At 72.3% G+C, this 18,730-nt stretch carries 19 protein-coding genes; 9 read left to right on the forward strand and 10 right to left on the reverse strand.

Features of this window, described 5'->3' with window-relative positions:
* Positions 1-17 precede the first annotated feature (17 nt).
* Genes QJ852_03615 through QJ852_03625 form a run of 3 tightly spaced genes read right to left on the reverse strand, consistent with a single transcriptional unit; the run spans position 18 to position 2,228 of the window.
* On the reverse strand, positions 18-1,310 hold the full coding sequence (locus QJ852_03615; protein ID WGX99524.1) for an ArsB/NhaD family transporter: 1,293 nt from the start codon (positions 1,308-1,310) through the stop codon (positions 18-20).
* A complete protein-coding gene (locus tag QJ852_03620; protein ID WGX97531.1) occupies positions 1,310-1,795 on the reverse strand; it encodes a TrkA C-terminal domain-containing protein in 486 nt (161 codons plus the stop codon). Before QJ852_03620 ends, QJ852_03615 begins: the two co-directional genes overlap by 1 nt.
* Positions 1,782-2,228, reverse strand: a complete 447-nt coding sequence (locus QJ852_03625) for a hypothetical protein (GenBank protein ID WGX97532.1) — start codon at positions 2,226-2,228, stop codon at positions 1,782-1,784. Before QJ852_03625 ends, QJ852_03620 begins: the two co-directional genes overlap by 14 nt.
* Before the next feature lie 114 nt (positions 2,229-2,342).
* On the opposite strand from QJ852_03625, the gene QJ852_03630 reads away from it, so the two are divergent.
* Positions 2,343-3,302, forward strand: coding sequence for a sensor histidine kinase (locus QJ852_03630; protein ID WGX97533.1), 960 nt, complete (start codon positions 2,343-2,345; stop codon positions 3,300-3,302).
* Positions 3,299-3,967, forward strand: coding sequence for a response regulator transcription factor (locus QJ852_03635; GenBank protein WGX97534.1), 669 nt, complete (start codon positions 3,299-3,301; stop codon positions 3,965-3,967). The genes QJ852_03630 and QJ852_03635 overlap by 4 nt, the downstream gene beginning before the upstream one ends.
* Positions 3,968-4,070: 103 nt before the next feature.
* Here QJ852_03635 and QJ852_03640 read toward each other — a convergent pair whose 3' ends face one another.
* A complete protein-coding gene (locus QJ852_03640; protein ID WGX97535.1) occupies positions 4,071-6,044 on the reverse strand; it encodes an ABC transporter ATP-binding protein in 1,974 nt (657 codons plus the stop codon).
* Positions 6,044-6,718: a nitroreductase family protein gene (locus QJ852_03645; protein ID WGX97536.1), complete on the reverse strand. Its 675-nt coding sequence runs from the start codon at positions 6,716-6,718 to the stop codon at positions 6,044-6,046. The genes QJ852_03640 and QJ852_03645 overlap by 1 nt, the downstream gene beginning before the upstream one ends.
* 107 nt (positions 6,719-6,825) lie before the next feature.
* On the opposite strand from QJ852_03645, the gene QJ852_03650 reads away from it, so the two are divergent.
* From QJ852_03650 to QJ852_03660, 3 genes are all read left to right on the forward strand, one after another.
* Positions 6,826-6,978, forward strand: a complete 153-nt coding sequence (locus tag QJ852_03650; GenBank protein ID WGX97537.1) for a hypothetical protein — start codon at positions 6,826-6,828, stop codon at positions 6,976-6,978.
* Between the two features lie 54 nt (positions 6,979-7,032).
* Positions 7,033-10,017 carry an AAA family ATPase gene (locus QJ852_03655; protein ID WGX97538.1) on the forward strand — a complete coding sequence of 995 codons (2,985 nt, stop codon included), beginning with the start codon at positions 7,033-7,035 and terminating at the stop codon, positions 10,015-10,017.
* A 118-nt stretch (positions 10,018-10,135) separates the two neighbouring features.
* Positions 10,136-11,539, forward strand: a complete 1,404-nt coding sequence (locus QJ852_03660) for a cytochrome P450 (GenBank protein ID WGX97539.1) — start codon at positions 10,136-10,138, stop codon at positions 11,537-11,539.
* Here the strand turns inward: QJ852_03660 and QJ852_03665 are convergent.
* Positions 11,520-12,002 (reverse strand): hypothetical protein, encoded by a 483-nt coding sequence (locus QJ852_03665; protein WGX97540.1) that lies wholly within the window; start codon positions 12,000-12,002, stop codon positions 11,520-11,522. The genes QJ852_03660 and QJ852_03665 overlap by 20 nt on opposite strands.
* A gap of 146 nt (positions 12,003-12,148) precedes the next feature.
* On the opposite strand from QJ852_03665, the gene QJ852_03670 reads away from it, so the two are divergent.
* Positions 12,149-12,508 (forward strand): VOC family protein, encoded by a 360-nt coding sequence (locus QJ852_03670; protein ID WGX97541.1) that lies wholly within the window; start codon positions 12,149-12,151, stop codon positions 12,506-12,508.
* Between the two features lie 145 nt (positions 12,509-12,653).
* On the opposite strand, the gene QJ852_03675 is transcribed toward QJ852_03670, so the two are convergent.
* Together QJ852_03675 and QJ852_03680 are read right to left on the reverse strand one after the other, a co-directional pair.
* A complete protein-coding gene (locus QJ852_03675) occupies positions 12,654-13,811 on the reverse strand; it encodes a sulfotransferase (protein WGX97542.1) in 1,158 nt (385 codons plus the stop codon).
* Positions 13,804-14,598 carry an SDR family oxidoreductase gene (locus QJ852_03680; GenBank protein ID WGX97543.1) on the reverse strand — a complete coding sequence of 265 codons (795 nt, stop codon included), beginning with the start codon at positions 14,596-14,598 and terminating at the stop codon, positions 13,804-13,806. Before QJ852_03680 ends, QJ852_03675 begins: the two co-directional genes overlap by 8 nt.
* Positions 14,599-14,699: 101 nt before the next feature.
* On the opposite strand from QJ852_03680, the gene QJ852_03685 reads away from it, so the two are divergent.
* Complete coding sequence (locus QJ852_03685; protein WGX97544.1) at positions 14,700-15,548, forward strand: aldo/keto reductase; 849 nt, start codon at positions 14,700-14,702, stop codon at positions 15,546-15,548.
* A 124-nt stretch (positions 15,549-15,672) separates the two neighbouring features.
* Here QJ852_03685 and QJ852_03690 read toward each other — a convergent pair whose 3' ends face one another.
* Both QJ852_03690 and QJ852_03695 read right to left on the reverse strand, forming a co-directional pair.
* Complete coding sequence (locus QJ852_03690) at positions 15,673-16,833, reverse strand: hypothetical protein (protein ID WGX97545.1); 1,161 nt, start codon at positions 16,831-16,833, stop codon at positions 15,673-15,675.
* Positions 16,833-17,723, reverse strand: coding sequence for a TIGR03619 family F420-dependent LLM class oxidoreductase (locus QJ852_03695; protein WGX97546.1), 891 nt, complete (start codon positions 17,721-17,723; stop codon positions 16,833-16,835). The genes QJ852_03690 and QJ852_03695 overlap by 1 nt, the downstream gene beginning before the upstream one ends.
* Before the next feature lie 46 nt (positions 17,724-17,769).
* On the opposite strand from QJ852_03695, the gene QJ852_03700 reads away from it, so the two are divergent.
* Complete coding sequence (locus tag QJ852_03700) at positions 17,770-18,255, forward strand: nitroreductase family deazaflavin-dependent oxidoreductase (GenBank protein WGX97547.1); 486 nt, start codon at positions 17,770-17,772, stop codon at positions 18,253-18,255.
* Between the two features lie 25 nt (positions 18,256-18,280).
* Positions 18,281-18,712: a nuclear transport factor 2 family protein gene (locus QJ852_03705; protein WGX97548.1), complete on the forward strand. Its 432-nt coding sequence runs from the start codon at positions 18,281-18,283 to the stop codon at positions 18,710-18,712.
* The last annotated feature ends 18 nt before the right edge of the window (positions 18,713-18,730 follow it).

An 18,730-nucleotide genomic window follows, 5' to 3' on the forward strand; every position in this document is an offset into this window, starting at 1 on the left:
ATCAGACCGGGCCGCGACTAGGCCAGCAGGAAGTAGCGCAGGTAGACGTAGACCCAGGCGATGATCAGCGTCACCACGGTCGTCACGAGGCCGTACTTGGTGAACTTCCAGAAGCTGATCGGCTCGCCCGACTTGGCGGCGATGCCGAGGACGACGACATTGGCGCCGGCCGCGACCGCCGTCGCGTTGCCGCCGAGGTCGGCGCCGAAGACGAACGCCCACCACAGCGGACTGTCGGCGCCCGACGTCCCGGTCGCCGCGACCATCTCCTCGACGATCGGGACGGTCGCCGTGGTGTAGGGGATGTTGTCGACGAAGGCGCCGACGATCCCGGAGCCGAAGAGCAGCGCGGTCGAGGCCAGCAGCTCGCGGTCGCCCATCGCCTCGGCGGCGAGCTCGCTGATCCGGCCGATGACGCCGACCTGGACGAGCGAGCCGACCAGGACGAAGAGCGCCATGAAGAAGGCGAGGGTGCCCCACTCGACCTCCTCGAGGAACTCCTCCGGCTCGGTCCGCGACACCAGCACCGTGGCGCCGGCCCCCATCATCGCGACCACCGACGGGTCGAGGTGCAGGACGGTGTGGAGGCTGAAGGCGACCATGACCAGGCCCAGCACGATCAGGCAGCGCCGCAGCATCCGCATGTTGGTGATCGCGTCGCGCGGGTGGAGGTCGCCCAGGACGTCACCCATATCGACCGACCGGGACAGATCGTGACGGAACAGCCACTTGGCCATGACCACGAAGACGACCAGCAGGATGATCGTCAGCGGCAGCGAGTGGATGAGGAAGTCGAGGAAGCTCAGGCCCGCCCGGCTGCCGATGATGATGTTGGGCGGGTCGCCGATCAGGGTGGCCGTACCGCCGATGTTGGAGGCGAGGATGAGCGCGATGAGGTACGGCGCCGAGGGCAGGTTGAGCTGGCGACACACCGAGATGGTCACGGGCGCCACGAGCAGCACGCAGGTGACGTTGTCGAGGATCGGGGCGACCGTGGCGCTGATCAGGACGAGCAGCACCAGCAGCCGGTAGGGCCGACCGCCGGACTTGAGTGCTGCCCACAGCGCGAGGAACTCGAAGAGGCCCGTCTGCTTCAGTACGCCGACGATGATCATCATCCCGAAGAGCAGGAAGATGACGTTCCAGTCGATGCCCGTGTGGTGGTCGAAGAAGGCGGAGTTCGCATCGACGAGCCCGATCACCACCATGCCGGCCACGCCGCCGAGCGCCGCCGCCACGCGGTGCACCCGCTCGGTGGCGATGAGGGCGTAGGCGACGATGAAGATGGAGAGGGCGGCGGAGGTGAGGATCACGCCGCACTCTCCCCGGCGGTCCGGACGCCGAACGCCCGCGCGGAGTTCGGCGGCTCGAGCGACTCGTACCAGCCGGCCAGCCGGCCGTACCGGCTCACCGCGCGCAACCGCTCCTCGACCTCGTCGACCTTGCCGAGCGCGGTGACCACCAGCACCTGGTCGCCGGTGCGCAGGGTCGTGCGGCCGGACGGCACCAGTGCGTCCTTGCCGCGGGTGATGAGCGAGACCGCCGCGCCGGGCGGCAGGCGCAGCTCGCCGACCTCGACGCCGGTCATCCTCGACTCCGGCTCCACCTCGAAGCGCAGCAGCACGCCGTCCATCCGGTCGAGGGTCGCGAACCCGATCGAGACCTTGTGCACGAAGCTGCCCTTCTCGGCCCAGCGCGGCTGCCTGCCGCGCCCCACCGCGAGCCCGATCGCGAATCCCAGCGCCGCGCAGAGCATCCCGACCGCGACGGCCAGCTCCAGCTCAGCGGTCCCCATGCTCACCGCCCTGGTCGGCGTCGGCCGACGGGGACACGAGGAGGTGCTCGACGGCCACGACCTCGACGGAGAGCAGGTCCGCGCCGAGCGCGCGGGTCTGGTGGCACACGCCCTCCTCGACCTCGCGCAGGCGGGGGCCGAGGGAGTCCTCCAGGGCGGCGAGCCGCTGGCGGCGTACCCACGCGCCCGCAGCGGGTACGACGAGCGCGAGCGCGATCCGGTCGACCTCCGCGCGCGGCAGGGTGGCCGAGGACAGCTTGGCCTCCAGCAGGAGGCGGATGTCGGCGTCGTCGTCGGTGCGGTCGCGGACGGTCACCGGCACCACGAACACCGGCTGGCCCGGCGCGTCACCGCCGCGCGAGCGGGGAGCGTCGTGCCGCCTGCCGGAACGCAGGCCGAGGGCGCGACGCAAGGAGGAGAGGGTGGACGCCATGGCTCAAGCCAAGTCGCCGGGAGCGTGGCACGGTATGGGTGCTAGCCCCCATTTTCGGTGCCGGTGAGGGGTGGTGGCTGGTCCGCGGCGCCCCGGTCGGCGAAGGTGGACACCGTGCGGCTCGCGAACTCCTCCCTCTACTGGAAGGTCTCCCTGATCAACGGCGCCGTGCTGTGCGCGAGCCTGCTGGTGCTCCTGCTCTCACCCGCCCGCGTCTCCCGGCAGGTCGTGGTCTCCGAGGCCGTGGTGCTCGTGGTCGGCCTGGCCCTGGTTCTCGGGGTCACCGCGGTGCTGCTGCGGCGGGCGCTGGCGCCGGTCGACCGGGTCATCCACGAGATGGCGACGGTGCGGCTCGGCGGGGTCGGCCAGCGTCTCGACGCCGGCGGCGAGGGACCGGGCGCCCAGCTCGTGCGCAGCTACCACGCCATGCTCGAGCGGCTCGACGACGAGCGCCGCGCCAGCAGCGCCCAGGCGCTCGCGGCGCAGGAGGCCGAGCGGCACCGGATCGCCCAGGAGCTGCACGACCAGGTGGGCCAGAGCCTGACCGTCGTACTGCTGGGCCTCAAGCGGCTCGAGGAGCAGGCGCCCCCGGACCTGCGCGACGAGCTCGCGGCGGTCCGCGAGAGCGCCCGCGCCGGCCTGGACGACGTACGCCGGGTGGCCCGCGAGCTGCGCCCCGGCGTCCTCGACGACCTCGGCCTCCAGGCGGCGCTGGCGTCGTTGGCGACCGACGTCGCGCGGTACGGCGGGCCCGCGGTGCGGCGTACCTTCGGGCCGGGGCTGCCCGATCTCAGCCCCCAGGCCGAGATCGTGATCTACCGGGTCGCGCAGGAGGCGTTGACCAATGTCGTCCGGCACGCCGGCGCGTCCCGGGTCGAGCTGTCCCTGCTGCGGTTGGGCGACGAGGTGGTGCTGGAGGTCGTCGACGACGGGCAGGGACTGCCCCCCGCCGGCGGCCGGGGCAACGGGACCGGCATCGCGGGCATGCGCGACCGGGCGGACCTGGTGACCGGGTCGGTGGAGGTCGTCTCGTCGGGGCAGGGGACGACGGTGCGGCTGCGGGTGCCGGCATGAGCGCCCTCGTCACGGGTCGCCGGATCCGGGTGCTGCTGGCCGACGACCATGCGCTGGTCCGGCACGGGGTCCGGCTGATCCTCGAGCAGCAGCCCGACATCGAGGTCGTGGCCGAGGCGTCCGACGGGGCCGAGGCCGTGGCGCTGCTGCGCGAGCACGACGTCGACCTCGTCGTCCTCGACATCGCGATGCCCACGATGACCGGGCTGCAGGCCGCCCGGGAGATCAACCGGCGCCGGGAGCCGCCGCGGATCCTGATGCTCTCGATGCACGACAACGAGCAGTACTTCTTCGAGGCGCTCAAGCTCGGCGCCAGCGGCTACGTGCTCAAGTCGGTGGTCGACGAGGACCTGGTCGAGGCGTGCCGGGCCGCCATGCGCGACGAGGCGTTCGTCTACCCCGGGGCGATGGGCGCCATCGTGCGCGACTACCTCGACCGGCTGGCCCGCGGCGAGCGGGTGCCGGAGACGGTGCTCACCCCGCGTGAGGACGAGGTGCTCAAGCTCATCGCGGAGGGCCGGTCGTCGCGCGAGATCGCCCGGCTGCTCTCGATCAGCGTCAAGACGGTCGAGAAGCACCGCTCCAACATCCTCGCCCGGCTGGGGATGAGCGACCGCACGCAGCTGACCCGCTACGCCATCCGGGCCGGTCTCGTGGAGCCGTGAGTCGTGTCGGAACAACCGGTCGACCGGTTGTTCTGTCACTTGTCGGGCGTTGCAACGCCCGACAAGTGACAGTTTCGCCGGTCGACCGGTTGTTCCTACGCCCTCACAGCGGGACGTCGGCGCGCCGGGGGTCGCACCAGGGGGTGCCGGCGGGGGCGCGGGAGAACTGCTCGTCGTACAGCCGCTTGTAGAGGCCGCCGGCCGCCATCAGCTGGTCGTGGCTGCCGTGCTCGACGAGCCGGCCGTCCTCCAGCCCGAAGATCACGTCGGCGGAGCGGATGGTGGAGAGCCGGTGGGCGATGGCGATGGTGGTGCGCGAGCGGGTGGCGCGCTCCAGGGCCTCCTGCACCAGCCGCTCGGTCTCGTTGTCGAGCGCGGACGTCGCCTCGTCGAGGATGAGGATCCGCGGGTCCTTGAGCAGCACCCGGGCGATGGCGAGGCGCTGCTTCTCGCCGCCGGAGAGGCGGTAGCCGCGCTCGCCGGTGATCGTCTCGTAGCCCGCGGGGAAGCTCATGATCCGGTCGTGGATGTTGGCGTCGCGCGCTGCCTGCACGATCTCCTCCGGGCGCGCGTCGGGGCGGGCGTAGGCGATGTTGTCGCGGATGGTGCCGTGGAAGAGATACGGCTCCTGGGTGACCATCCCGACGGCGTCGGCCAGCGAGGAGAGGGTGAGCTCGCGCACGTCGTACCCGTCGATGAGCACGGCGCCCTCGGTGACGTCGTAGAACCGCGGGACGAGGTACGTCGCCGTGGTCTTGCCGCTGCCGGAGGGGCCCACGATGGCGGCGAGCTGCCCGGGTTCGACCACGAGCGACACGTCGTCCAGCGCCCAGCCCGATCCCACCGGTCGGTCGGTGCCGTCGTCGGCGTCGGCCTCGATCCGCACCCCCGTCCCACCGAACCGGTCGCGGTCGACCGTGCCGGACAGCGAGCGCGGCTCGGGGTAGCGGAACCGGACGCCGCGCAGCTCGACCCGCCCCCGCAGCCGGTCGGGTTCGAGGGCGACGGCGCCGGGCCGCTCGGTGATCGCGGGCTCGAGGTCGAGGTACTCGAAGATCCGGCGGAACAGCGCCATCGAGGTCTGGACGTCGAGCGTCACGCGCATCAGCTGGAGCAGCGGCATCTGCAGTCGGCTCTGCAGGGTCGTGAACGCGACCAGGGTGCCGGCGGTGATCGTGTCGGCGCCGACGGGGACGTGGCCGGTGATGATCCAGCCGGCCGCCAGGTAGATCAGCGCCGGCGTGATCGCGAAGAAGGTCTGCACCATCGCGAAGAAGGTCCGGCCGGTCATCGCCTGGTCGACCTGGAGCCGGGTCTGGCGGCGGTTGGCCTCGCGGTAGCGCTCGACCTCCGACTCGGACCTGTTGAACACCTTGGCGAGCAGGATCCCGCTCACCGAGAGGGCCTCCTCGGTGATCGCGGTCATCTCCGAGAGGGACTCCTGGGTGCGCCGGGCGAGCCGCTGCCGCGCGCGACCGACCCGGAACTGCAGGCCGATGAACAGCGGCATCACGAACAGCGTGAGCACGGTGAGCTGCCAGCTCAGCACGACCATCGACACGAACGCCGCGGTGACGGTGACGGAGTTCTGCACGATCGTCGTCGCGGTGTCGGTGAGCACCGTGCGTACGCCGGCGACGTCGTTGGCGAGCCGCGACTGGATCGCGCCGGTCTTGGTGGCGGTGAAGAACGCCAGCTCCATCTTCTGCAGGTGCTCGAAGAGGTCGCCGCGCAGGTCGGCCATCGCGGAGTTCCCGACCGTCGAGGTCAGCCACATCTGCACGATGCCGATGAGGGCCGCCACGATCGGGATGGCGCACATGCCGCCGATCAGCCAGGCCAGCAGGTCCAGGCGCGGGCCGCCGCCGTCGAGGGGGAACAGCGCGTCGTCGAACACCGCCCGGGTCAGGAAGGGCACCATCGCCTGCAGCGCGGCCGCGGCCAGCACGGCCACCAGCACCAGGGTGATCTTGCCGCGGTAGGGGCGTAGCAGGCGGGCGATCCGGGGCAGCACCGGCGCCCGGCCGCGCAGGTCGGCCGCGGTCAGGTGCGTGACGACCGGGCTCGGGCGGGGCATCAGGCCTCCTGCCCGGACCAGCCGGCGCCCCAGCGGCCGCGGTGGGCCACCTCCTGCCACGGCGTACGCCGCCGGCGGCTCGCGGAGCCCTGCGCGCCCGTCGCCCGGATCGCCGGGGGGGCGGGATGACCGATGGTGATCGCGCCGATCGGGTGCGGTGCCTCGTCCTGCGCGGTGTCCCGGAGGCCGAGGACCTCCTTGACGGCCTCGACCCGGCCGGGGACCAGCCCGAAGAAGCAGGCGCCGAGCCCTGCGTCGGTCACCGACTGGAGCACCAGCAGCGCGGCCATGGCGGTGTCGAGGTGCCAGTAGGGCATCGCCCAGCGGCCCTCGTCGTGACCGCCCAGGCCGGCGCGTCGCTTGTCGGCCTCGGCGTACCGGTCGAGATAGGCGTCGCGACGGCTGCAGGGCACGACGACCACGGGCGCGCTCATCATGCCCGCCAGCCAGCGGTCGGGGACGCCCTGCGGGCCGGCGTCGTCGGTCTGCGCGGCCCAGAAGCCGTGCACCGCCTCCGGCGTGTCGAGCACGACGAACGCCCAGCCCTGGGAGAAGCCGGCGCTGGGCGCCCGGGTGGCGTCGTCGAGCGCCCGCTCCAGCACTCCCGGGTCGACCGGGTCCGAGGTGTAGGCGCGGGTCATCCGCCGTCGGCGTACCACCTCGGAGAACTCCACCCGCCCAGCCTAGGGGCGACGCACGGCGGAACCTGAGGTAGCCGGGATGTCCGGATAAGGCAGTTGTCCGATGTAGGGACCTACCTCAGGCGAGGAGTCTCTACGTCATGAGCAACGACTACTTCATCACCGCGGAGAACGACTACCGCCGTCAGCAGGCGGCGCGCACCATGGCCGCCAGCCGTGCGGGACGCAGCCGTGCGTCCTGGCTGCGCCGGCTCGCGGCCACCGACCCCAGCGTGGAGCGCCGCTCGCGCTGAGCCCCGGTCCGACCCGTGCCGGTCCTGTCGGCGGCGGACGCCATGATGGTGTCCGTGGCCGCACACAGCAGCCTGACCATGGTCGGGCGTGACACCGAGCTCGCCGAGGCCGTCGCCGTGCTCGACGACGCCGTGAGCGCCGCCGAGGCCGGGACGTCCCAGCGGGCGGTGCTGCTGTCCGGCGACGCCGGAGTCGGGAAGACCCGCCTGCTGCGGGCGCTGCGCGACCATGCCCTCGACGCCGGCTGGCAGGTGCTGGCCGGCCACTGCCTCGACTTCGGCGACAGCGCCCTGCCCTACCTCCCCTTCAGCGAGGTGCTGGGTCGGCTCGACGCCAGCCACCCCGACCTGGTCGAGGCGGTGGCCGCCGTCCACCCGGCCCTCGCGCGGCTCCAGCCGGGACGGCGTACCCGCGTCGTCGGCGACGACACCTCCGACGAGCACAGCCGCGGCTCCGACCGCGGCGACACCCTGGTGGCCGTGCACGCCCTGCTCGAGGCGGCGGCCACCGAGGCGCCCGTGCTGCTCGTCGTCGAGGACCTGCACTGGGCCGACCAGTCCACGCGCGACATGCTCGGCTTCCTGTTCACCCGGGCCTTCGCGCGCCCGGTCGCCATCGTGGCGTCGTACCGCTCCGACGACCTGCACCGCCGACACCCCCTGCGCCGTCAGGTGGCCGAGTGGACCCGCCTCCCGCAGGTCGGGCGGCTCGCGCTCGGCCCGCTGCCCCCCGAAGCCGTGCGGGCTCTGGTCCACGAGCTCGCCCCGACCGGACTCGATGAGCGGTCGGTGAGCCGGATCGTCGACCGGGCGGAGGGCAACGCCTTCTTCGTCGAGGAGCTGGTGGCCTCCGGCTCCTGCGCCGACGGCGACGTCCCCGGTGACCTGGCCGACCTACTGCTCGTCCGGCTCGACCGGCTGTCCGAGGGCGCCCGCCAGGTCGCCCGGGTCGCCAGCGTCGCCGGCCGGCGCGTCGCCCACGACCTGCTCGCCGCCACGGCCGGCATCCCTGCCGACGAGCTCGACGCCGGGATCCGGCAGGCCGTGGAGATGAACGTCCTCGAGGTCGGCGGCCACCTCTACGCCTTCCGCCACGCGCTGCTCGGCGAGGCGATCTACGACGACCTGCTGCCGGGGGAGCGGGTCCGGCTCCACGCGCGGTACGTCGACGCGCTCTCCACCGGTGCCGCCCGCGGCACCTCCGCCGAGCTGGCCCTCCACGCCCGCCGGGCCAACGACCTCGACCGGGCGGTCACCGCGAGCATCGAGGCCGGGGACGAGGCGATGGCCGTCGGCGGGCCCGACGAGGCGGCCGACCACTACCAGCAGGCGCTCGAGCTGCTCGAGGACCCCGCCCGGGTCGAGCGGCTCGGCGTCGACCACGCCCGGCTCGTGGTCCGCGCCGCCGACGCGCTGATCACCGGCGGCAACGCCGTCCGCGCGGGCCAGCTGGTCACCGCCCGGCTCGGCCAGCTCTCGCCCGGGGCGCCCGACGCCGACCGCGCCCGCCTGCTCAACGCCCAGGCCGAGGTGCTGTCGATGACCGAGACCGAGCTCGACCCGGTCGAGGTCTCGGCACGGGCCCTGGCGCTCGCTCCCGCGGGCGAGAGCCCGCTGCGGGCGAAGGTGCTCGCCAACCACGCCCGGATCCTCGGTGCCTACCGGCCCGACCATCAGGACGAGGCCGAGGCCTTCGCGACCGAGGCGCTGGCCCTCGCCGAACGGCTCGCCATGCCCGAGCTGGCCTCCGACATCGTCACGACCCTGAGCGGCCTGCGGGTCAAGACCGCTGCAGGATCCGAGCAGGACGCCCTGCGCGGCGCGCTGGAGTCGGCGGTCAACAGCGCCGTCCGGGCCGGCGCCTTCCAGGCCGAGATCCGCGGCCGCTGGCTGCTCGGCCGGTCCTATCAGGACTCCGGCGACTGGGAGCAGTCCGCGCGCTGGTTCCGCTCGGCCATGGCCCAGGGCGAGCAGGCCGGACTGGTCTGGGCGCCGTTCAGCATCGAGGCCCGGTGGCAGCTCACCCGGATCAGCTATCTCCTCGGCGACTGGGACGACGTCGTCGCCCTCGTCGACAGCGTCGACGCGATGAGCGGTCCGCCCATCCCACGGGGGATCCTCGAGCCGGCCCGCCTGGCGGTGCTGGCGGCGCGGGGCGAGGACGTGCTCGACCGGCTGCTCGCGCTGCGCGGGCTCTGGGAGGACGAGGGCGGCGTGGCGGTCTACAGCGCCGGCGCCGAGATCGACGTCCACGGTCTGCGCGGCGACGCCGCCGCGGCACTCAGCGTCTACGACGACGTCGTCGAGGTGCTCGGCCGGATCTGGGGCGAGTACTTCGGCGGCCGGATCCGGCTGGCCGCGCTCGCGCTGGTGGCGATCGCGCGGGCGATGTCCGGGGCGAGCGCGGCCGAGCGCCGGGCCCTGGTGGCGCATGCCGACCGGCTGCTGGCCGACGGCGAGGCGGTGCTCACGGCGATCCGCGAGCGCAGCGGCCCGTGGGGGCCCGAGGGGCGGATGTGGTCCGACCGGCTCGTCGCCGAGCACCACCGCGTGCACTGGCTCGGTGGTGCCGGCGGTGACGAGTCGCGGCGCGGTGAGCTGCTCGCCGCCTGGGAGGCCGTGCTCGACTCCACCCTCAAGGTGGGCGACCTGCCCGAGCTGCTCCGGGTGCGGGCGGCGTACTCCCAGATCCTGCGGCTCACCGGCGACCCGGCCCGGGCCCGCGCGGAGGCCGACCAGGCCCGCGCGATCGCCGACCGGCTCCGCGCGCCGCTCCTGGTGGCCGACCTGCACGCCGAGCCCGGAGCGGGGCGGGCCGCGGGGGCCACGACGCACACGGGAGGCGCGGCCCTGACCGCTCGCGAGCTCGAGATCCTGGCCCTGGTCGCCGAAGGCCGCTCCAACGGCGAGATCGGCAAGCAGCTGTTCATCAGCACCAAGACGGTGAGCGTCCACGTCTCCAACATCCTCGGCAAGCTCGGCGCCGCCGGACGCACCGAGGCCGCCGCGATCGCCCGCCGCGACCACCTGCTGCCGTAGCGACCGGTTCCGAGGGATCGGGCGGGCGCGCGTCGCGGACCGGGCGGCGATCGGGCACCCGGCGATCTCCTACCGTGGGAGGGTGCCGGGGCCCGGGCCGCGGCGTAGCGTCGGCTCCGTGACGACCGTCGAGGACCGCGAGGACACCCTGCCGCTGACCATGCGGCGCTTCCGCCGGATGAGCGTCGTCGGCGGCGGCGACCTGCCGCCGGTCCCGATGGACCGGCTCCCGCCCGGCCCCCGGTGGCCGGCGTTCGCCCAGACGGTGGCGCTGATGCGGTTCCGGCACTGGTTCCACCCCTGGCTGCACCGCAGGTACGGCGAGGCGTTCACCCTCAACCTGATCCCCGGCAACCGCCCGCTGGTGCTGTTCACCTCGCCCGCCGTGACGAAGGAGATCTTCGCCGGGGACCCCGAGGTCTTCCACGCCGGTCGCGGCAACGCGATCCTCGGTCCGATCATGGGTGAGCACTCGCTGCTCCTCCAGGACTCCGGTGAGCACCACCGCGCGCGCAAGCTGCTCATGCCCGCCTTCCTCGGCCATGCGCTGCGCGGCTACCGGTCGATGGTGGCCGAGGTCGCCGCCGACGAGGTCGCGAGCTGGCGCGAGGGCGAGGAGTTCCGGGCCCTGGAGCGGATGAACGCCCTCACCCTCGAGGTGATCCTGCGCGTCGTCTTCGGGGTCACCGACGAGGGCCGACTGGCCCGGCTGCGGCCCGCGGTGAACCGGACGGTCGAGATCAGCCCGGCGATCCTGCTCGGCTGGGCCTATCCACGGCTGCAGCGGCTCGGCCCGTGGCGGCGCACCGTCGACAACCAGGTCGAGCTCGACCGGCTGATGTACGCCGAGATCCGCGAGCGTCGTACCGCCACCGACCTCGCCGACCGCTCCGACGTGCTCTCCCGGCTGCTCGCCGCGCACGACGCCGACGACCCGGGCAGCGGCCTCTCCGACGTCGAGCTGCGCGACCAGCTGGTCACGCTGCTGCTGGCCGGGCACGAGACCACCGCGTCGGCGCTGTCGTGGGCGCTGGTCGAGGTCGGCCGCAGCCCGGACCTGTTGGCCCGCACGCAGCGCGCGGTCGACGAGGGCGATGACGCCTGGCTGGAGGCGGTGCTCAAGGAATCGATGCGGCTGCATCCCATCATCCCGATGGTCGTGCGCACCCTGATGCAGCCGGCCAAGGTCGGCGGCTGGGACCTGCCCCGCGGCACCACCGTCGGCCCGTCGATCGTGGTCAGCCACCAGCGCGAGTCGAACTTCCCCGACCCCGAGGTGTTCCGTCCGGAGCGCTTCCTCGGCGACGACGTCCCGGCGCTGAACGTGTGGATCCCGTTCGGCGGCGGCGTCCGGCGCTGCATCGGCGCCGGGTTCTCGCTGATGGAGGGCGTCGAGGTGCTCCGCCAGGTCTTCGCCGCCTACGACGTCGCCGCCGTCGGCACCGAGGTGCCCAAGGTCCGCAATATCACCAGCGTGCCGCGCCGAGGTGCGCGGATCCGGGTCAGCCGGCGCGCTCGCTGAGCCCGTCGGTCGATCCCGTGCCGGGCGCCAGCTCGACGGTCGCGGCGACGTCCTCGAAGAGGTCGTAGTAGTCGCCGTAGTCGGCCCGGGCGACGCTCCCGGTCAGGACCACGCCGACCCCGTCGCGCAGCCAGGCCCACTGGTCGCACAGGACGTCGACCCCGTCGGCGCCGCCCAGGCGGTGGGAGAACCGGTGGTAGGCGACCGGCTCGTCCCCGAGGTCGAACGTGTCGGCGTCCTCGACCTCGAGATCGACGAGCTGCCCGGCGAGCACCGCCATCGCGGCGGTGCGCCACTCGGGCAGCGAGGTCGACCGGTCGACCGGGCAGGTGCGCACGACCAGCTCGGGGGTGAAGCCGGACCCGGTCGGGGCGGGCGCTCGGGCGACCAGCACGATGCCGGGCGCGGGGGCATCGCGGGTGGACCAGCGGCGGGGGACGGCGAGGGACACGGTGTGGCTCATGCGCGGCAGCCTCGGCACCGCGGCGCTGTGGACAAACGTCGGTCCCGCGGATCTGTGGACGGGAGCCTGCGGAGCGGTGTCGGAAGGACCGCCCGGCGTCGTCCGTGGCACCCGAGGATGTCCACGGGGTCTCCTAGGGTCGGGACATGGCCATCGCACGCAATCCCCAGTTCGTCCTCGACTGCCCGGATCCGAAGGCGCTCGCCGCGTTCTACGGCGCCCTCCTCGACCTCCCGGCCGAGGTCGACCCCGACGGCACCTGGGCGACCGTGTCGCCGGGCGACCACCCCATCCACTTCCAGCAGGTCGACGACTACCGGGCCCCGCAGTGGCCCGGCCAGGAGGTGCCCCAGCAGGTCCACCTCGACGTCGACGTCGACGACCTCGACGAGGCCGAGGCGGCGACCCTCGCGCTGGGCGCGACCAGGCACGCCCACCAGCCCGGTACGTCCTTCCGGGTCTTCCTCGACCCCGCGGGTCACCCGTTCTGTCTCTGTCTGGCGTGAGCGTGTCGGAGATCGCGCTCGCCGCCACGCGTGTCTGGCGTGAGCGTGTCGGAGATCGCGCTCGCCCTCGTGAGCATCGACCCGGCGCGTTCAAACGCGCCGGGTCGATGCCTCTCAGGCGTTCAGATGCGCCGGGTCGATGGGATCAGCGGGTGAAGGAGGCCCGCACCTCGTCCTCGGTGATGCCGTAGTCGGAGAGGTCGTAGCTGTGCGAGGGCCGGCGCGCACCGCTGCGCGACTCCTCGTCCATGCGGCGCACCTCCTGCTGCGCCGCCTGGCTCCAGGTGAGCCCGAACGCGTCGTAGATCGCGCCGACGGTGCCGACCGGATCCTGGACGAAGCCGCGGTAGTCGACGTCGAAGAACTGGCTCTCGTCGTGCTTCTCGCGGGCCTGCCAGAAGGCGTCCCACTGCCGGGTGAGGTGGCCGAGCTGGTCGCGACCGAGGGTCTCGCCGACGAAGGTCGTCGAGTGACCGTCGGTGGCCTCCGCAGACAGCGAGCAGGCCGAGGCGACCGAGGTGACCGGGTCGCGCTGGGTCATCACGACCAGCGCGTCGGGGTAGACCTCCAGCAGCGCGTCGAGCGCGATCAGGTGCGACGGATTCTTGAGGACCCAGCGCCGGTCCTGGTCGTTGAGGCCGATCAGCTGCAGGTTGCGGCGGTGCCGCTCGTAGGCGTCGGTCCAGCCCTGCGTCGCCAGCCAGCGGGAGTACGCCGGCACGTGGGCCAGCGACTCGAAGCCGAGTGACTTGCCGGTCTGGCGCAGCACCCGCCAGCACTCCTCGGGCTCCGTGGCGTCGGAGTAGTGGATGCCCATGAACTCCGGGTTGGTGACGTGGTGCTCCCGGAACGCCGCCTGCATGGCGGTGAAGATCGGGTCGTCCTCCCAGGTGTCCCGCGGAGGGCGGGGCTGGGGGAACTCGGTCAGCCACATCTCCAGGCCCTGGTGGGCGGGATCCGCGCAGAGCAGCCGGCTCAGGGCCGTCGTACCGGTGCGGGGGAGGCCGACCACGAAGATCGGCCGCTCGATCGCGACGTCGGCGTGCTGGGGGAACTCGGCGAACCGCGCCTCGGTGAGCAGGCGCGCGACCAGGGCGCTCTTGACCTGCGAGCGCATGAAGTAGTTGCCCGCGCCGGTCAGTCCGGCCTCGGCGGAGCCGAGGTCCTCGACGAGGATCCGGAACGCCTCCTCGTGGCCGGGGGCGTCCGCGAAGCCGAAGTCGCTCAGGCCGGTGGTGCGGGTGGCGGCGGCGCAGATGTCCTCGAAGCTGCCGACGTCCGCGCGCTGGCGGGGCTCAGGCATGGAATTCGCCGCAGTCGACGTTGAGCATCTGGCCGGTGACGGCCGAGGCGAGGTCCGAGGCTAGGAACAGCGTGGCCCGGGCGACCTCGTCGGGCGTGGCGAGCCGCTTCAGGTCGGTGGGCGCCGCCTTCTCGGCGTACACGTCCTCGTGCGTGCGCCCCGACTCCTGCGCGATCCAGTCGAAGTAGGCCTTGTTGACGTCCTCGTAGATGTACGACGGAGCCACGCTGTTGACCCGGATGCCGCGCGGGCCGAGCTCGGTGGCGAGCGACTGCGCGAGGTGCTCGAGGGTGCCCTTGGAGAGCTTGTAGCCGGAGTACTCGGGCTGGCTGCTGTAGATGACGCAGGAGTTGACCATGATCACCGAGCCGCCGATCTTGTCCTCGCTCTGCGCGAGGGCGTCGGCGAACAGGGCGGACAGCCGCAGCGGCGCGAACACATTGGTCTCGTTGGCGGTGCGCAGGCCGTCGAGGTCGAGCGTGCTGATCGGGTCCATCGGCGGGATGCCGAAGGCGTTGTTGATCAGGCAGTCGACCTTCCCGAACTCGTCGAGCGCCGCCTCGACCAGCGCCTTGCGCTGGTCCTCGTCGGTGATGTCGGTCGGTACGACGAGCGCCCGGCGCCCGTACGACCGGACCACCTCGGCCATCTTCTCCAGCCGCTTCGGGGTCCGGCTCACCAGGACGAGGTCGGCGCCCATCTTGGCCGCCTCCTCGCCGAGGGAGCGTCCGAGGCCCGGCCCGACGCCGGAGAGCACGACGACCTTGTCGGTCAGCAGATCCACCATGGCGCACAGAGTAGAACGTGTTTCAGTTTTCGGGAAGGGGTTCCTGCTGCCGCCGTGGCCGACCGGCGGAATAGTCGCGGACGGGAGTCGTTGGAACGGAGGTGAGCACTCCGCGGATCGACCTCAACGACCAGACCTCCATCCCCCAGTTCGGCGTCGGCGTGTGGCAGGTGCCGCCGGGGGACGCGGAGCGCGTGGTGTCCGACGCCCTCGAGCTCGGCTACCGCCACGTCGACACCGCCCAGATGTACGGCAACGAGGAGGGTGTCGGCGCCGCCATCGCACGGTCCGGCCTCGCCCGCGAGGACCTCTACGTCACCACCAAGCTCAACAACAACCGCCACGAGCCGGGCGCGGCCAAGGACTCGCTCCGGGTCTCCCTCGAGAAGCTCGGTCTGGAGAAGGTCGACCTGTTCCTCATCCACTGGCCGCTGCCCACGCGGTACGACGGCGACTTCGTCTCCACCTGGGAGGCGCTGCTCGAGCTGCGCGAGGCCGGCCTGACCACCTCGGTCGGCGTCTCCAACTTCCAGCCCGGCCACCTCGATCGCATCGTCGAGGCCACCGGCGTCGTCCCGGCCGTCAACCAGGTCGAGGCGCATCCCTACTTCGCCAACGACGCGGTCCGCGCGGCGACCACGGGCCACGGCGCCCACGTCCAGGCCTGGTCCCCGCTCGGTCAGGGCGGCGGCGAGCTGAACGACCCGGCGGTGACGGCGCTGGCCGAGCGGTACGCCAAGACGCCCGCCCAGGTGCTGCTGCGCTGGGCGCTGGACCGCGGCGACATCGTCTTCCCGAAGTCGCTGAGCAGGGCCCGGCTGGCGGAGAACGCCGAGATCTTCGACTTCGCGCTCACCGCCGACGAGGTGGCCGCCCTCGCCGGGCTCGACAAGGGCGAGGCGGGCCGTCAGGGCCCCAACCCGGACACCTTCGACTGGATCCCCGACTGATCCCCACCTGGGCCCCGCCGGATCCCCCCACCGCCCGCCGGGCGTCATACCCGGCATTCGAGTCGTCAGAGCCTCCCAATGACGACCCGAATGCCGGGTACGACGCCCGGTGGGTGCCGCCGCGCTACGAGATCATCCGGCGCGCGACGGCCCGCTGCCGGGCGGTGATCCGGGCGGCGTACTCCTCGACCGACAGTGCGGCCAGGCCGGGCAGGTGCTTCGGGACCTCGGCCACCGGCACGATCTCGACGCTCGGTCCGTCGGAGGCCGCGAGGGAGCGGGTGAGCTGCTGCCAGCGGAGCATGATCGGGCCGGTGCGATGGCCGGTGGTCTCCAGCCAGTTGGCGACCGGGGCGCCGTCGGGCCCGGGTGGGCGCTCGGAGATGACGAACCGCATCACGCCGTCGTCGTCGGTGACGGCCTGGGCCTTGGTCAGCGAGGTCTGGTGCGTCTCGTAGTCGGTCGAGACATACCAGTCCGACCCGATCTGGATCGCCTGGTAGGTGCAGTCGTCGCAGCGGGGGACGGACACGATCATCGCCTCGTCCTCGGCCAGCCCGTAGTGGCCGATCGAGGAGAACTGCGACGACAAGCCGCCCGGCGTCGGAGCGGGGACGGTCAACGTGTTGACCGGCTCCTTGTACTGGAAGAAGTGGGGGAAGGCGAACCAGGTCTGGATCGAGCCGATCAGCGAGCGCGCCGCGATCTCGTACTGCCGGCGCAGCAGGTCCGCGGTCGGCTCCCGGCGCGGCCGGCCGAGGGTGTCGGGGCGCTCGATGGTGAGCGTGCCGCGCTCCTCGGTGTCCCAGTCGTTGAAGACCTCGCGCACGATCAGCGTCTTCGCGCCCTGCTCGGCGACGTAGGTGAACTCGAAGGAGCCGTCCGGCCCGATCTCCAGCTCGCGCTCGTCGAAGGCCATCATCGAGGTGGCGGCCGAGTCGGCGCTGTAGGCGCCGCCCATCACCTGGAAGGACAGGTCGGCCGAGGTCCCCCGCCGGCCGCGCACGACGTACTCGACGCCCTCGCGCAGGTAGGCGTTGAAGTAGATCGCGTCCGGATTGTCCAGGCCCTGCCGGGAGAACTGGTGGGTCGGGTTGATGAACAGCGGCTGCTCGAGGTCGTAGTCGAAGGCCGTCTGCATCGCCATCCGGATCCGTCCGGCGAGGTACTCGTAGCCCTCGATCCGGTCGGCCTCGCTGTCGATGAACGGCGCGTTCGCGATCAGCTCCTCGGCCTCGGCGATCGCGTCCCGCAGCGGCTGGGTCAGGTCGAGGGAGGCGGACATCAGCCGTTCACCTTCGCGATGACGTTCTCGGCGTACTGCTCGAGGTGCTTGATCTTCGTCTCCAGCGGCTCGGTGTCGGGCCCCTTGATGTAGGGGACCCGGAAGCCGACGATGCAGTCGGTGACCCCCCTGTCCTCGAGCCGCTTGACGCCGTCGACGGTGTAGGCGTCGTAGGAGATCACGTGCACCTCGAAGTCGTCGCGGGTGTCGCCCTCCTCGGCTCGGATCTCGGCGAGCCGGGTCAGCAGCCGGTCGAGCTCCTCGCCGTCGCCGCCGGCGTGCATCCACCCGTCGCCCTTGCGTACGGCGCGCCGCAGCGCCGCGTCGGAGTGCCCGCCGACGAGCAGCGGGATCCGCTCGGTCGGGGCGGGGCACTGCTGGAGCGGCTCGATGTCGTAGAACTCGCCCTGGTAGCCGAAGAACGTCGGCTCGTCGCCGGGCTGGGTGAGCCCGCGCAGGATGTCCATGCACTCGTCCATCCGCTTGCCGCGCCTCTCCCACGGCACGCCCATGGCCGCGAAGTCCTCGGGCCACGGGGAGAGCCCCACGCCGAGGCCGAGCCGGTTGCCGGACAGGAACGCCAGCGACGACGCCTGCTTGGCGACGAGCACGGGCGGCCGGATCGGCAGCTTGAGCACGAACGGCGTGAGCCGCAGGCTGCTGGTCACGGCGAAGAGGTGGCTGCACAGGATGAACGTCTCGATGAACTGCTTGCCGAGGAGGAACTCGCGGTCACCGGTGTCGGTGTAGGGGTACTTCGAGTCGGACTCCTGCGGGTAGATCAGGCTGTCCGCGATGGTCATCGACGTGTAGCCAGTCGCCTCGCAGGCCTGGGCGAGCGGGGCGTAGTAGTCGGCGTGGGTCATGCCCTCGGCGAAGGAGAAGCGCATCCCGCAACACTAGAACCTGTTCTACATTTCTGCCAGAGTGAGTTCCATGGCAGCGACCAAGCCGAAGCCCGACGGCCTCGACAAGCCGATCGTCGCGAAGATCATCAAGTACGGCGCCAAGGCCAATGTGCGGATCTACCGGCTCACCAATGGCCGCATCGGCGCGAAGTGGCGCATCGGCGCGGGCTGGCGGAAGCCGGTCCCGGTGCTGCTGCTCGACCACGTCGGGCGCAAGAGCGGTGCGCGCTTCACCACGCCGCTGCTCTACCTCGCCGACGGGCCGGACCTGGTCGTCGTCGGCTCCCAGGGCGGGCTGCCGAAGAACCCCCAGTGGTTCCACAACCTGGTCGCGAACCCGGACGCCACGGTCGCCGTACCGGGGGAGCGGAGCCGGGCGGTCCGGGCCCGGGTCGCCGGTGCCGAGGAGCGCGCCGCCCTGTGGCCGCGCCTGGTCGACCTCTACGCCGACTTCGACAACTACCAGGCCTGGACCGACCGGGAGATCCCGGTCGTCGTCCTCGAGCCGCGCTGACCCCGACCCGACCGAGGAGCCCACCGTGGACCTGCAGGAGCTGATCGACCGCGCCGAGATCACCGACGCGATCACCCGCTACACCCTCGCCGTCGACGACGGCGACTTCGACGCCCTCGACACCGTGTTCACGCCCGACGCCCACATCGACTACACCGAGAGCGGGGGCGTCGTCGACAGCTACCCGGTCGTCAAGGCGTGGCTCGCCGAGGCGCTGCCCGGCTTCTCGCAGCACCGCGTGCACCTGGTCGGGCAGGTCGCCGTCGACTTCGCCGGCACCCGCGACGAGGCCGACGTGACCGCCTACTTCCACAACCCCATGCGGATCGCGGACGGCAGGGGCGGGGAGCGGGTCGTCGAGGTCGGTGGCCGCTACCGGCACACGTTCGTGCGTACGACGGACGGCTGGCGCTCGCGCCGGCTGCACGAGCAGGTGGTCTGGACGCGCGGGTTCTGAGCGCGGTTTCGGGTTTTT

The organism is Nocardioides sp. L-11A (assembly GCA_029961745.1).
In the GTDB taxonomy this organism is placed as follows: Bacteria; Actinomycetota; Actinomycetes; order Propionibacteriales; family Nocardioidaceae; genus Nocardioides.